General features: G+C 67.9%; 17 protein-coding genes. 10 read left to right on the top strand and 7 right to left on the bottom strand.

Going from position 1 to position 12172, the window contains the following annotated elements:
• Window positions 1-8 precede the first annotated feature (8 nt).
• The 3 genes from RS85_RS13665 to RS85_RS13655 all read right to left on the bottom strand — a co-directional run bounded on the left by RS85_RS13665 (window position 9) and on the right by RS85_RS13655 (window position 1444).
• Window positions 9-608 (bottom strand): TetR/AcrR family transcriptional regulator, encoded by a 600-nt coding sequence (locus RS85_RS13665; protein WP_046014024.1) that lies wholly within the window; start codon window positions 606-608, stop codon window positions 9-11.
• An 81-nt stretch (window positions 609-689) separates the two neighbouring features.
• Window positions 690-1049, bottom strand: coding sequence for a fluoride efflux transporter FluC (locus RS85_RS13660; RefSeq protein ID WP_046014023.1), 360 nt, complete (start codon window positions 1047-1049; stop codon window positions 690-692).
• A complete protein-coding gene (locus RS85_RS13655; protein WP_046014198.1) occupies window positions 1046-1444 on the bottom strand; it encodes a fluoride efflux transporter FluC in 399 nt (132 codons plus the stop codon). The genes RS85_RS13660 and RS85_RS13655 overlap by 4 nt, the downstream gene beginning before the upstream one ends.
• An 86-nt stretch (window positions 1445-1530) precedes the next feature.
• Here RS85_RS13655 and RS85_RS13650 point away from each other — a divergent pair, with 86 nt between their 5' ends.
• Window positions 1531-3063, top strand: a complete 1533-nt coding sequence (locus RS85_RS13650; protein ID WP_046014022.1) for an FAD-dependent oxidoreductase — start codon at window positions 1531-1533, stop codon at window positions 3061-3063.
• Window positions 3064-3075: 12 nt separating this feature from the next.
• Here the strand turns inward: RS85_RS13650 and RS85_RS13645 are convergent, their stop codons facing one another.
• The 3 genes from RS85_RS13645 to RS85_RS13635 form a co-directional block, all read right to left on the bottom strand.
• Window positions 3076-3888: a nitroreductase family protein gene (locus tag RS85_RS13645; RefSeq protein ID WP_046014021.1), complete on the bottom strand. Its 813-nt coding sequence runs from the start codon at window positions 3886-3888 to the stop codon at window positions 3076-3078.
• A gap of 4 nt (window positions 3889-3892) precedes the next feature.
• On the bottom strand, window positions 3893-4267 hold the full coding sequence (locus tag RS85_RS13640; RefSeq protein WP_046014020.1) for a hypothetical protein: 375 nt from the start codon (window positions 4265-4267) through the stop codon (window positions 3893-3895).
• Between the two features lie 159 nt (window positions 4268-4426).
• A complete protein-coding gene (locus RS85_RS13635) occupies window positions 4427-5221 on the bottom strand; it encodes a MerR family transcriptional regulator (RefSeq protein WP_046014019.1) in 795 nt (264 codons plus the stop codon).
• Window positions 5222-5376: 155 nt separating this feature from the next.
• Between RS85_RS13635 and RS85_RS13630 the strand changes: the two genes are divergently transcribed.
• The 7 genes from RS85_RS13630 (at window position 5377) to RS85_RS13600 (ending at window position 10183) form a co-directional block, all read left to right on the top strand.
• Window positions 5377-5619 (top strand): hypothetical protein, encoded by a 243-nt coding sequence (locus tag RS85_RS13630; RefSeq protein ID WP_152642429.1) that lies wholly within the window; start codon window positions 5377-5379, stop codon window positions 5617-5619.
• Window positions 5620-5684: 65 nt separating this feature from the next.
• On the top strand, window positions 5685-6407 hold the full coding sequence (locus tag RS85_RS13625; RefSeq protein ID WP_052703566.1) for an ATP-binding cassette domain-containing protein: 723 nt from the start codon (window positions 5685-5687) through the stop codon (window positions 6405-6407).
• The gene (locus tag RS85_RS13620; RefSeq protein WP_046014017.1) at window positions 6404-7822 is read left to right on the top strand and encodes a hypothetical protein; all 1419 of its coding nucleotides are present in this window, start codon (window positions 6404-6406) and stop codon (window positions 7820-7822) included. The genes RS85_RS13625 and RS85_RS13620 overlap by 4 nt, the downstream gene beginning before the upstream one ends.
• Window positions 7806-8120, top strand: a complete 315-nt coding sequence (locus RS85_RS13615) for a hypothetical protein (protein WP_152642428.1) — start codon at window positions 7806-7808, stop codon at window positions 8118-8120. Before RS85_RS13620 ends, RS85_RS13615 begins: the two co-directional genes overlap by 17 nt.
• Window positions 8117-8638, top strand: coding sequence for a hypothetical protein (locus RS85_RS13610; protein ID WP_046014015.1), 522 nt, complete (start codon window positions 8117-8119; stop codon window positions 8636-8638). The genes RS85_RS13615 and RS85_RS13610 overlap by 4 nt, the downstream gene beginning before the upstream one ends.
• Before the next feature lie 73 nt (window positions 8639-8711).
• A complete protein-coding gene (locus RS85_RS13605) occupies window positions 8712-9554 on the top strand; it encodes a DUF4097 family beta strand repeat-containing protein (protein ID WP_046014014.1) in 843 nt (280 codons plus the stop codon).
• Window positions 9551-10183, top strand: coding sequence for a PadR family transcriptional regulator (locus RS85_RS13600; RefSeq protein ID WP_046014013.1), 633 nt, complete (start codon window positions 9551-9553; stop codon window positions 10181-10183). The genes RS85_RS13605 and RS85_RS13600 overlap by 4 nt, the downstream gene beginning before the upstream one ends.
• Window positions 10184-10258: 75 nt before the next feature.
• Here the strand turns inward: RS85_RS13600 and RS85_RS13595 are convergent, their stop codons facing one another.
• Window positions 10259-10801 (bottom strand): universal stress protein, encoded by a 543-nt coding sequence (locus RS85_RS13595; protein WP_046014012.1) that lies wholly within the window; start codon window positions 10799-10801, stop codon window positions 10259-10261.
• A 148-nt stretch (window positions 10802-10949) separates the two neighbouring features.
• Between RS85_RS13595 and RS85_RS13590 the strand changes: the two genes are divergently transcribed.
• Together RS85_RS13590 and RS85_RS13585 are read left to right on the top strand one after the other, a co-directional pair.
• On the top strand, window positions 10950-11135 hold the full coding sequence (locus RS85_RS13590) for a DUF3073 domain-containing protein (protein ID WP_029263716.1): 186 nt from the start codon (window positions 10950-10952) through the stop codon (window positions 11133-11135).
• 48 nt (window positions 11136-11183) lie between these two features.
• The gene (locus RS85_RS13585) at window positions 11184-12032 is read left to right on the top strand and encodes an MOSC domain-containing protein (protein WP_327037221.1); all 849 of its coding nucleotides are present in this window, start codon (window positions 11184-11186) and stop codon (window positions 12030-12032) included.
• The last annotated feature ends 140 nt before the right edge of the window (window positions 12033-12172 follow it).

The following is a 12172-nucleotide window of genomic DNA, read 5'->3' as shown; positions in this document are numbered from 1 at the left end:
TCCTCGGTTCAGGGTGCGGACGGCGCTGCGGTGCGACCGGGGGTGGTATCAGTCTCGGGCATGCCGAGGAGTTGTGTGAGGACGGTCTCGATGAAGGCGCGGTCGAGGGTGGTGTCGCGGATCTGCGTGCTCCACATGACCCCGTCGATGAAGATCATCGCGGCGGTCGCCCGGTCGTGACCGTAGGTGGGCTCGAGGAAGGCGACGAGCTGCTCGGAGAGGTGCCGTGCGAGCTTGCGCAACCGGGGGTCGTGCACGGCTGCGGTGACCACGGCGCGGTCGGCCTTGACGGCGCGGGCGTCGTCGAGTCCCTCGGCGATCAGGTCGGCGATCACCGTCGGGGTGGGTCCGCGTTGAGCGAGTGCGATGCGGACGCCGTCGAGACGGGCGTCGACCTCCTCCGCGAGCGCGCGGAGGGCGGCGGTGCGCAGATCGTCGAGCGTGTCGAAGTACTGGGTCGTGGCTCCGAGCGGCACGCCGGCCCTGGCGGCGACCATCCGGTGCGTGACGCCGTCGACGCCGACCTCGACGATCAGCTCCGCCGCGGCGGTCACGATCTCGCGACGGCGCGCCTCGGGGTCACGGCGTCGCCGCGTGCTTTCCGCCATGCGACCCTCCCCTGGACATCCGTACATGTACATTTGTACATTTCCGCGATGGGAGGATGCTGGGAGGCGCGGGATCCTGCGTCAGAGACCCGCCCCGAGGGCGAGCCCGAGTCCCGCCGCGGCGAGTCCCAGCAGCAGCATCCCGATCGCATGGAGGGCAGATGCCGGTCGCTCGCCGTCGCGCCACAGGGTCACCGTGTCGAGCATGGCGGTGCTGAAGGTCGTATAGCCCCCGAGGAGCCCAGCGCCGAGGACGAAGGCGGCATCCGGGAGCGCCGTCGTCAGGACGCCGAGGGCGAAGGACCCGGTGACGTTGACCACCAGGATGCCCCACGGGAACCGGCGTCCGACGAGGCGAGCCATCCCCAGGTCGACGACATAGCGCAGCACCGCGCCGAGTCCGCCGGCGAGCGCCGCAGCGAGGAAGAGGAGCGGATTCACGGCGCGACCTCCCGAGCGTCGCGGGGTCGCCCGATGCGGAGACCGAGGACGGCTGCGGCGAGACCGAGAACGAGGCTCCCCATCGCGTATGCGCCGGCGAGGAGCGGGGCATCCGTCCACAACGCGAGCGTGCCGGTCATGAACGCGCTGTAGGTGGTGAAGCCGCCGAGCACGCCGGTGCCGAGGAAGAGCCGGAGATCGGCGACTCGTGGTTCCCTGAGCCCGTCGAAGGGCCGGGCAGCCACCACACCGATCAACAACGCGCCGAGGATGTTCGCGACGAACACCGCGAAGGGGAAGCCAACGGCATCAGGAATCGCCAGCCCCAGGGCGAGGCGGGCCGCGGTGCCGATCGTGCCGCCCAGGGCGACGAGCAAGACGCGGCGGAGATTCACGATCGTCACTGTATCGCTCCGTGGCAGGACGGCCTCCCGTTGTCAAGCCGGTGGGCGCTCGCGCCCCGAGGGCGTTCACTGGCCTCATGAAGCCCCTCTGGAAGATCGACTCGGCCTTGCCCCTCGGCACACCCTTCGAGTCTGGTCGGCATCACGACGTGATCATCGTCGGAGCCGGCCTCACGGGTCTTTCGACCGCGGTGATGCTCACGCGGGCGGGGCTCGATGTGGCAGTGCTCGAGGCGGGCAAGATCGCGGAACTCGCGACCGGCGGCAACACCGGCAAGCTCTCACTCCTCCAGGGAAAGCGTCTCGCCGAGATCCGGCAGCACCACCCGTCAGCACTCGTGCGCGCCTACGTCGACGCGAACCGGGAGGGCATGGACTGGCTGACATCCTTCGCCGACACCGCGGGCGTGCCGTACACCTGGCGGACAGACCACTCCTACGCGCAGACCCCGGAGGGCCTGGAGACCGTGCGCGAACAGCACGCCGCCGCACGCGAGGCCGGGCTGCCCACCCGGATGCTCTCTCCCGGCGACCTGGCCTCGACCCCCTTCCCGGTCTCCGGCGGTGTCGCGCTCGACGACCAGGTGACGATCGATCCGGTGACCGTGACGGCCGCTCTGGCCCGGGAGTTCCTCGAGCAGGGCGGGACCCTGCACACCGGCATCCGCGTCACCGGCGCTCACGCCCTCCCCTCTGTCCGCGTCGAGACGGCGGACGGCCCCCTGTTCGCCGATCAGATCGTGCTCGCGACCGGGAGCCCGATCCTCGATCGCGGCCTCTACTTCTCGAAGATCAGCGGGATGCGGTCGTACTGCGTCTCGTTCCGCGTGCCCGGCGAGGTGCCGACCAGCACCTTCCTGTCGGTCGACAGCCCGTCGCGCTCGATCCGCCCCGTGTCCGCCGCGGACGGTCCCGGCGGCACGGCGCAGCTGATCGTGGGCGGCAACGGGCATCCGGTGGGACGCTCCGACGGTGAGACCGCCGCGATCGACGACCTGGTCGCCTGGACCGTGCAGCACTTCCCCGGCGCGGAAGAGACGCACCGGTGGTCGGCGCAGGACTACCAATCCCACAATCAGATCCCCTTCGTGGGGGCATTGCCGCGCGGCCTCGGCGCGATCCGCGTCGCCACCGGCTACGCCAAGTGGGGACTGTCGAACGCCCCGGCCGCCGCACTGCGCCTGACCGCCGAGATCCTCGGCACGAACTGGCGCGACCGGTCCCCCTGGATGAATGCCCTCGGCACGCGGCTCACCGTGCCAGCCGATCTCGCGAAGGCCGCCTCCGAAGGCGTGAAGGTCGGCGCTGCCGCGGTGTCGGGATGGCTGGATGCCGAGAAGCGCCCGGTTCCGGTCGCTCAGCCGGAAGAAGGTCAGGGCGTGGTCGCCAACCGCGGCGGGCTGCCGGTCGGGATCTCGACCGTCGACGGGGTCACCCGCGCGGTCTCGGCGGTCTGCTCGCACCTCGGCGGGGTGCTCGACTGGAACGACGCCGAATGCACGTGGGACTGCCCGCTGCACGCCTCGCGCTTCGCAGCGGACGGAACGCGGATCGAGGGACCGGCGCTCAAGGACCTGAAGAGCCTGCCTCGCACCGGCGGCGGGAACTGAGGGCGAGGGCGCTCAGCTCTCGTGCCGCAGCTGCACGTCGTCCCAGCCCTGCTGGGGCGTCTCGCAGCTCTCCCGGAACACATACTGCGAGGCGAGTTTGCGCTGACTGCTGGACCAGTCGATCGCCGGTCGGCGCTGCTCGGGCGGCACGTACCCGAGCCGGTACACGGCCATGAGTTCGAGACCGTCGGGCACGTGGAGCAGGTCGACGATCTCGTCCCACTTGCCCGGCACCTCCATCGGGAAGGAGATGAACTGGATGCCCATGCCGAGCTCGACCGTGGTGAGCCAGATGTTCTCCATCGCCGCGCCCATGCTGAACACCGAGTAGAACGACGAGAGCTGTCCCGGCCGGTATTCGCTCCGGTCGAGCATGACGCCGAGCAGCAGCGGGGAGCCCGACACGAGCTTCCGGTTCTCGGCGCCCAGGGTCTTCGGCACCCCGAGGGCGTTCATGAGGCTCTGCCCGCGCTTGGTGAACACCTGACCGGTGAAAGGTCGCAGCGGCGCGGGGAGCTTGTCGAACAGCATCCCGCTGCGCTTCTCCTCCATCTCGGCCTGACTGAAGCGGAAGTAGGGCTTGTAGCGCTCGAAGAACGTGCCGTTCGACATCGCCTCGGTCATGCTCTCGCCGGAGATCCCAGCGATCCGCTCGATCGTGTCCCGGTTCTCGATCACGACGAATCGCCACGGCTGGCTGTTCAGCTGCGACGGCGCCCGGCCGGCCGCCTCGAGCAGGAGCCGCTGATGCTCCTCGGAGACGGGATCGGGCAGGAAAGCGCCGTTCGTGGTCTTGCGGCGGCGGATGGCATCGAGCAGTTCCATGCGGTCACTTCCGGGTCGGGGGGAGGAGCGAGCACACGAGGCCCGCGAGGAGGAAGGGAGCGGCGGCGAGCGCCACGAGCGGATGCCGCGCGCTGTGCGTGCCGAGATACGGGATGGCGGCGAGGGGGATGGCTGCCGGCGCGAGGCTCAGCGCTGCTCGGCGGCTGGCACGGCGCGGCCGAGCCCAGAATGCGGTGCTGATCGCGGCGGAGGTCGTGGTACAGGTCGCGATGTAGAGGGCGTGATGCACCCAGCGGAAGTTCGTGGTGTCGATGACTTTCGTCGCGACGGCGGTGCCGAGCGCGGCGTTGACGCCGTACGCGACGGCGGCTGCCACGAACAGCGGCGCGGCGCTGGTCCGCTGCGTTCGCTGCCTCATGCCCCGACCTTACGCCCGCGCTCGGCATCCGATCTCGGCCTTGCAGTAGTGTCCCGATGTGTGCGAGGCGAGCCCCGTTTCGTCTCGCTCCGCTCGCTCAACGACCGAGGGCCCCCGGTCGTTGAGCGAGGAGCTTGCGACGAGACGAAACGCCTCCGCCTACTGGTTGCCCTCCGCGTAGATGCGGAGCGCGTCGCGGACGAATTCCGCTCCGTGCGTGCCGCCGGACGACGTGGCGTAGTTCGCGCCGAAACGCGGGTCCGCGACGTACATCTCGCCCAGGCCGATCACGTACCCCTTGACGTCAGGATTGGGTCCCTGAGCCTGTCGAAGGGCCGCCGCAGGAGTGCCGGGCACTCCCGTGAGCCACGCGACGTGGCGGCGCGCGACATCCTGAGCAGCAGCGGATGCCGGATCCACGCCGCTCTCCGCGGCGGCGATCCAGTCGCGTCCGAGGTCGGACACGCGCTGCTGCCATGCGGTGCGCTCGGCATCCGTCATCCCGCGCCACCAGCGATCGCTGTCGGCGTAGGCCTTCTTTCCCCAACGCTCCTCGACCTCCTCCTTGTGCTGGGTGTGGTCGAAGCCGTCGAACATGTTCTCTGCCATGAGTTCTTCACCTCCTTTCAACGCCGTGATGGTGGATTCGACCGACGCGATCTGTCGCGCGAGTCGGGCCTGCTCCTCGCGCAGCAGCGCGAGATGGGTCCGGAGTGCCGCGGTCTCGCTCTGCTCCTTGTCGAGGACTTCCGATATCTGCGGCAGTCCGAGTCCGAGTTCCCGCAGCAGCAGGATGCGCTGCAGGCGCACGAGCGCCGCGGCGTCGTAGTGCCGGTACCCGTTCGGCGCGATGCGCGACGGGGGCAGCAGTCCGATGTCGTCATAGTGCCGGAGCGTGCGGCTCGTCGTCCCCGCGAGTCGCGCGATCTCCTGGATCGACCAGCCCTGCTGCATCACGGCATCCTCCTCTTCTCGTCTTTCACCCTAGAAGTTGACGTAGCGACAATGTCAAGCGTACTCATATGACCGTATATAGCGTTCATTCGTATTGTTTCGAAGGTGAAGGACTGCCACGATCGAGGTCTTGACGAAGTGTCTGGAGGTGATTTATGCCCGTTATGACTGTGATCGAGCCGACGCTGCTGAAGAGCCGCGTGGAGAACGCTCTCGACACCGCGATCCTGCGGTTCGACGGGTGGTGGCTCGTGCTTCTTGCCGTGCTTCTCGTGTTCGGTGTCGCTTTCCTCGCATCCCTGGCCGCGTGGTGCTTCCTCGCCAATGGAGGCAAGCGCTTCACCGGGAACTGGAACTGGGGCAAGCGCGGAGTCTCCGTCTGGCTGGAGTGCGTCTAGCACACGTCCTCGGCGCATCCGCAAGGGTGCGCCGAGGGTCCGCACGAAAGGAAGAAGGGAAACGAATGCTGCTCGATGTCTCTGCCGTGGAGTTCGCCTACGCGAAACGGGCACCGGTGCTGCACGACCTCTCGCTGACCATCGCGCCCGGGGAGCGGGTGGGGCTGGTGGGCCCGAACGGCTCCGGCAAGTCCACCCTGATCCGTCTGATCGCCGACCTCCTGCAGCTGCGGCACGGCAGCATCCGCATCGCCGGCCTCCCGCATCAGGACCGCGCTTCTCGCGAGAGCGTCGTCTACGTCGCGAGCAACGACTACCTGCCGCAATTTCTCACCGGACGCGAATACGTCGATCTGATGCATCGGTTCTACGGCCGCGAGCCCGATACCGCCCGCCTCGACGATCTGTTCAGTCGCTACCAGATGAAGTCGCGGCAGTTCGACCTCATCGAGGACTACTCCCACGGTATGCGCAAGAAGGTGCAGATCATCGCGAGCCTGCTCCTCGAGCGTCCGCTCACGATCATCGACGAGACCCTGAACGGCGTCGACGTCGATGCGCTCTACGAGTTCGAACGCGGCGCACGCGAGTTGGGCCAGGACATCGCCCTCCTGCTGTGCAGCCACGACTTCCGCCTGCTCGAAGCCGTCTGCGACCGCATCGTCGTGCTCTGTCGCGGAGAGATCGCCTACGACCTCCCTCTGAGTCGCATCAACGAGGAGCATGGCTCCGTCGACGAGCTCGTGAAGCGCGCCATCAGCGCGTCGCAGCCTCGGAGCACGTCGTGAAGCCGGTACTGACACTCACGCGCTTCCTCTCGCTCTTCCTCCTCCGCCGCATCCTCCGTCGCGGAGCGCTCCGGCTCGCGATCGTCCGCTGGGGGCTCGCGGCGGTGGCGCTCGTCGCGTTCGCCGGGTTCTGCGTGTTCGGCGTGGTGACGCTCCGGCAGCTGATCAGCGATCCGGCCCTCCTCGTCCCCCTGCTGCACGTCGCGGGCACGGCGGTCCCGATGTGGGTTCTCGCCATCTTCACGGTCGTGCGCGTCATGTTCATGAAGTCGAGCGATCTCGTCGAGCTCACGTTCTGCTTCCCGCTCACGAACAGGGCGCGAACCCTGGGGTTCATGCTGTTCGAGGCGATGCTCGTGGGCATCGGCGTGGTCGTCATCCTCGGGGCGCTGGTGGCCGGAACGATCTCCCTGGGAGGACCGGGAATCCTCGACGAGGTGATCGTCTGCCTCGTCATGCCGACCTGCCTCTCATATCTCCTCGCCGCCACGTACTACCTCATCCTCGAGAGGGTGCTCCTCCAGTTCCGGCTGGCGCGGCTGCGCGCCTTCCTGGTGCCGGTGATCCTGGCGGCAACCCTCGTCACCCTCGCGGTCGCCGTCTCGGGTCAGTCCGAGCGCGTGCTCTTCGCTGCCGTGGGCGAGGGCGAGTACTTCGCGCCGCAACTGATCTTCGCCGAGATGGCGGATGCCCACGGGCTGGGCGCTGCCTTCGTCTTCTGGCTCGTCGCCGTCGTGCTCCTGGTCGCGCTCGTGTGCTCTACGACGCCTCGCCAATTCGACCCGACCCGTCGTTTCGCTCGCGTTCCGATGCTGCTCGGCTCCTCCGAGTTCGGCGCTTACTTCGCTGCGCACATCCGAGCCATCGAGACGATCACCGTGTACGGCATCGTGCTGGGGGGGTCATACGCGCTCTTCGTCGCCGACGTCCGCCTGCCACCGTTCCTCCTGATCGCCGTGACGATCCAGGGCGTGTACGCCTACGTGTCGACCGAGCCGCTGCGGGCCTCCGGCCCTCGCCGCCATGGACCGGTCCGGCGCTACCTGCTCGTGCTCGGCCCGCAGGTGCTCGCGCTGGGCGTGTGCGCCGTACCCGTGGGCCTGCTGTCCGCTCTCACCGGCATCGAGGGCGGCGAGATCCTTCTCGTGGTGGGATTCTGCGCCTCGAACACAGTGGTCCTGACGCTCGCCGGGATCATCTTCCCCCCGGAGAAGGGCAACCCGTTCTCCGTCGTCGTCGGTGTCGCTGTGGCGGCGCTCATCACCGGCACCCTCCTGCTCGGCGCGAACCTGCTCGGCCTGCCGGCCTGGTTCAGCGCCATGGTGCTCGTGCTCGTGACGGTCGCCGCCGCAGCCCTCTCCGCCATCGGTATGCAGAAGATCGAAAGGATCGAACGTCATGAAGTGGTTGTTTAGAACGCTCGGAAGCGTCGTCGCGGCGCTGGTGGTCAGCGCGGGAGCCGCGGTCAGCACCGCGATCTGGCTCATGTTCTCGGCAGGTTCCGCCGAAGGCCGGCGGCTGGGTTACTTCGATGCGATCTTCGTCGATGTGAATCAGACGCCTCAAGGGACCACTCAGTTGGGGGTGGGAATCAACGATCCGATCCCGCTCGTCGTCACCGTCATCGTGCTGACCGTGCTGATCCTCGCGGTGATGGTGGTGCACGATCAGTTGCGGGCACGGCGGAAGCAGCTCCTCGCCGACACCGAGTGAGGTGGTCGACGACGGTCAGCAGACTCGGCGCGAGAGTTGTCATCCGGTGGCTGGCACTCGCCGCCTGGCCGGTGCACCTGGTGTTCGCGGTGGTGATCGGATCGAGTCTCATCCTCGCCGTCGCCCTCGACCAGCCGCTGATCGTCGACGCCCTGCTCGTGGTCGCCGCGCACTATGTCGTCGGACTGTGCGCGTCGTTCGCACTCCACGAGCTCGTGCACGCCGTGGTGCTGATGAAGGCACCCGGTGTCTGCGCGGTCACGCTCGAGCGCACAGCTCTGCGGATCTCGGTCCGTCCGCTCGGCGAGGTCCGTGGTCGCGATGCCTTCATCGGCGCAGCATCGGGCCCGGCCTGCTGCGTCGGGCTGGGCCTGCTCCTCTGGGCGATCGCCCCGAATCTGCTGCTGCACCCCTGGCATCTGCTCCACGCCGTCTTTCTCACTCCGGTCTTCCATGACGGGCGCATCATGATCGTCTCGGCGCGATCCTGGAACAGGGTGGTGTTCCGAGAGAGTTGACACAATCACGATATATCGTGTTACTCTGACCAGACACGATATATCGTGATCCCTCAACCCAGGAGAAGCAGACATGACCGAGAAGTGGCTCATCGCCCCCGGCGAGGAACGCGTCATCGACATCGATTCCGTCACGAGACTCAAGGTGGGCCTCGTCGGCGGACAGGTCGACATCATCGCCCACGACGAACCCGGCATCCGCATCGAGGTGCACGGCGTCACCACGAAAGACCTCCGCGTCGAGGCCCGTGACGGCGAGGTCGAGATCGACCACCCGCAGCTCGGCTGGGACAACTTCCTCGAGGTCTTCCGCAACTTCGGGTCCGGTGGCCCTCGCGCCGAGGTGAGCGTGGCCGTCCCCCGCTCCATCGCCCTCAACCTCGGTGTCGTGAGCGCCGGCGCCCTCGTCTCCGGCATCCGCAACGACGCTCGACTCAACACCGTGTCGGGCGACATCATCGTCGACACGCTGATCGGCGACCTCAACGTCAACTCGGTGTCCGGCGACGTGCAGGTGCGCGGCCTCACGGGCTCGATCACGGCCAACAGCGTCTCGGGCGACGTCGCCGTCACCGGCGTGGTGCGCAAGGCGACCGTCGACATCGTCTCCGGCTCGACGCTCGTCGATGCTGCGGGGGACGTGAACACCATCACGGTGAACTCCGTCTCAGGCGGCACCACGGTGCGCCTCGACGAGTCACTCGCCGCCAACTACGTGATCCGCTCGCTCAGCGGACGCCTCCTCATCGACGGCGTGGAGCGCAGCTCCTCCGGTCCGAGCAACTTCACCGGCACCGCCGGCGAACTGGCCGGCCGCTTCGTCGACCTGCGCGCCAACTCGGTCTCCGGCGGCGTCACCGTGCTGCGACGCTCCCCCGCATCGATCGCGAACGACCCCGAATGGGAAGAGTCATGAGCCCCGCCGTCTTCTCCCACGGCGACCTGCGCCTGTACCTGCTGTCGCTGCTCGCCGAGGCGCCTCAGCATGGATACGGCATCATCCAGTCGCTCACCGATCGCACCGGCGGCACGTACACGCCCAGCGCCGGCACCATCTATCCGCGGCTCGCGAAGCTCGAGGAGGAGGGCCTGGTGTCCAAGACCGTCGATGGCCGCACCACGATCTACGCGATCACGGATGCCGGACGGGCCGAGCTCGCGTCACGCGAGGGCGACCTCGCCGGTATCGAGGCCGGCCTCACCGACTCGGTCCGCCTGATCGCCAACGAGGTGCGTCAGAGCGTGAAGGACGCGATGAAGAGCCTCAGGGCAGACCTCGCCTCGGCCGAGCACGACGAGCGCACCGCCGCGAAGAACCGGCCGCGGCAGGCCTCGGACGACGCCCGCATCATCAGTCGCGAAGAGCTGCATCGGGCGGATGCCGTGGTCAACGCCTTCCGCGCCCGCGTGCGCACCGATCTGCGCACGCACGTCGCGAAGGGCGGCGCGCTTCCGGCATCCGTCGTCAGCGAACTCGAAGACGGCCTGGATGCCGCCGCGCACGCGGTGACCCGCGCTCTCGGCGCTCTCGGCTCCGGTCGCTGACGGGTCCGATCACCCCCACGCCTGTTCGTTGAGCGAGCGCAGCGAGACGAAACGCCGCTCGCTCGACGAACAGGACTACTCCGGCCAGATCTCCTTCTGCGTGTCCGGCACGGACTCGCCGAGCGGGACGACGAGGACGGAACGGTGCTGTCGGTGCGTGAGCCGCGCAGCGACCGATCCGGTGAAGAACTCCCTGATCGATTCGCCCAGCCCTCGCTTGCGCGTGCCGACCACGATCAGTGACGCGTCGAGCTTGTTGGCGAGCTGCTTGATGGCGAGCGCGGGGTCGCCGACGAGCTGGCGTGCGGTCCAGGTGAGGCCGGTTCCTTCGAGGATCGCCGCTGCAGCAGCCTGCACGGCTTCGAATTCGGCGGCACCCGCGTCGAAGTTGATGTCGATGGGCGCGGAGTGCACGTACCCGTCCGGGTCCTCATAGGTCACGAAACGGGTGACGTCGACATGGGCGACCACGAGCGGCGCGCTCAGCAGTCGAGCGAATCTCACGGCCTCGTCGAGCACGTGCCGATCCTGATCCGGCTGCAGGCCGACGATGACCGCCTTCTGCAGCGCGACGTTCTGCGCGGCCTCGTCGGACGGAGTGGAGGTGCTGTCGGTCATGAGGATCACTTCCTTCACCAGCCTGGCGTCAGCCAGAGGGTCTAACCCGCGTGCTATTCTGAATGCTACTCTTACCGGCCTCGACCGGTGTCGTGAAATGCGTCGGGCTCCTGCCGCCCGCAGCTGAAATCGTGAGGGGGTCTGGCGTATGGGCCGTGGCCGTCAGAAGGCGAAGCACACAAAGATCGCCCGCGAACTCAAGGCGTACAGTCCGTCGGTGAACTACTCCGCGCTCGAGCGCGAATTGGCTCATCCGACCGACGAAGACGCCTACGTCGACAAGTGGGCTGACGAGTATGAAGACGAAGACGAGGACGAACTGGAAAAGGCCTGACCGCCCGCTCCGTCGTTCCGCCCCCGTGTGACCCACGGGGGCTTCGTCATGCCCGGGCGGGTCGACCTCGCCGGAGAGGATGCTCCCGTGGCGCACGTCGTCGCCCTGTATCGTCACCCGATCAAAGGCTTCACACCTGAGCGGGTCGAATCACTGACCGTGCAGGCGGACGGCCGCGTCGCGGGCGACCGCGTGCTCGCCTTCCGCTTCGCCGACGCCGCGACACCGGAAGACCGCGAGGGCCTCGACTACTGGCCGAAGTCGAAGGGCCTCGCGCTTCAGGACTTCCCTGCGCTGGCCGCGTTGCGGACGACCTACGACGACGCGACGCGACGGGTGCGGGTCGAGCACGACGGCGGCGTTCTCGTCGATGCCAGGCTCGATGACGCGGGACGCGCCGAGCTCGTCGCTGCGATCACGGACTTCGCGCTCTCCACCCACGAGGGCCGCCGGCTGCAGAGGCCGGGTCGGCTCCCACTCGTCCTGGTCGGTGACGGCGAGACATCGCGATTCCAGGATCGCCCCCGCGGCTACGTCTCACTTCACAGTCGGGGCAGCACCCTCGCGCTGGCCCATGAACTCGGCGCGGATGCCGACGATCGTCGTTTTCGCTCCAACATCGTCATCGACGGTGTCGACCCTTGGGCGGAGCTCGGCTGGTCCGGTGAGGTGCGGGTCGGCGACCTGTCCTTCCATGGGGCGGGACCCATCGTCCGCTGTCTCGCGACCCACGCCAATCCCGACACCGGCGTCCGGGATGCCAAGGTCCTCACCACCCTCACCCAGGCCTTCGCGCAAGATGAGCCGACGCTCGGACGGCTGCTCCTGCCCAGCGACGCGCCTGCCGACAGCTTCAGTGGCGTCATCCGCGTCGGCGACGAGGTTCTCGGCGTCTGATCGCCCGCAACGGATGCCGCACGACGCGGCCCCTGTGCGCGCTTCGAATGTCAGCGCTACCGTAGCGGACGCCATCGAAGCGGTGGTTTGTTACTCTCCTGGTGTTGTGAACGCAAACATTCTGCTGTTTAATGACCAGT

The organism is Microbacterium sp. SA39, assembly GCF_000967865.1.
Lineage (GTDB): Bacteria > Actinomycetota > Actinomycetes > Actinomycetales > Microbacteriaceae > Microbacterium.
Note: the sequence above shows the minus strand (reverse complement) of the source record. Positions and strands in the feature narration are given on the sequence as shown.

What these genes read in the sequence shown, in the direction of transcription:
- RS85_RS13600 (WP_046014013.1), top strand. Translation starts at nt 9,551, where the DNA reads ATGAGCCCCGCCGTCTTCTCCCACGGCGACCTGCGCCTGTACCTGCTG.
- RS85_RS13650 (WP_046014022.1), top strand. Translation starts at nt 1,531, where the DNA reads ATGAAGCCCCTCTGGAAGATCGACTCGGCCTTGCCCCTCGGCACACCC.
- RS85_RS13595 (WP_046014012.1), bottom strand. Translation starts at nt 10,801, where the DNA reads ATGACCGACAGCACCTCCACTCCGTCCGACGAGGCCGCGCAGAACGTC.
- RS85_RS13605 (WP_046014014.1), top strand. Translation starts at nt 8,712, where the DNA reads ATGACCGAGAAGTGGCTCATCGCCCCCGGCGAGGAACGCGTCATCGAC.
- RS85_RS13665 (WP_046014024.1), bottom strand. Translation starts at nt 608, where the DNA reads ATGGCGGAAAGCACGCGGCGACGCCGTGACCCCGAGGCGCGCCGTCGC.
- RS85_RS13640 (WP_046014020.1), bottom strand. Translation starts at nt 4,267, where the DNA reads ATGAGGCAGCGAACGCAGCGGACCAGCGCCGCGCCGCTGTTCGTGGCA.
- RS85_RS13645 (WP_046014021.1), bottom strand. Translation starts at nt 3,888, where the DNA reads ATGGAACTGCTCGATGCCATCCGCCGCCGCAAGACCACGAACGGCGCT.
- RS85_RS13625 (WP_052703566.1), top strand. Translation starts at nt 5,685, where the DNA reads ATGCTGCTCGATGTCTCTGCCGTGGAGTTCGCCTACGCGAAACGGGCA.
- RS85_RS13585 (WP_327037221.1), top strand. Translation starts at nt 11,184, where the DNA reads ATGCCCGGGCGGGTCGACCTCGCCGGAGAGGATGCTCCCGTGGCGCAC.
- RS85_RS13635 (WP_046014019.1), bottom strand. Translation starts at nt 5,221, where the DNA reads ATGCAGCAGGGCTGGTCGATCCAGGAGATCGCGCGACTCGCGGGGACG.
- RS85_RS13615 (WP_152642428.1), top strand. Translation starts at nt 7,806, where the DNA reads ATGAAGTGGTTGTTTAGAACGCTCGGAAGCGTCGTCGCGGCGCTGGTG.
- RS85_RS13630 (WP_152642429.1), top strand. Translation starts at nt 5,377, where the DNA reads ATGCCCGTTATGACTGTGATCGAGCCGACGCTGCTGAAGAGCCGCGTG.
- RS85_RS13590 (WP_029263716.1), top strand. Translation starts at nt 10,950, where the DNA reads ATGGGCCGTGGCCGTCAGAAGGCGAAGCACACAAAGATCGCCCGCGAA.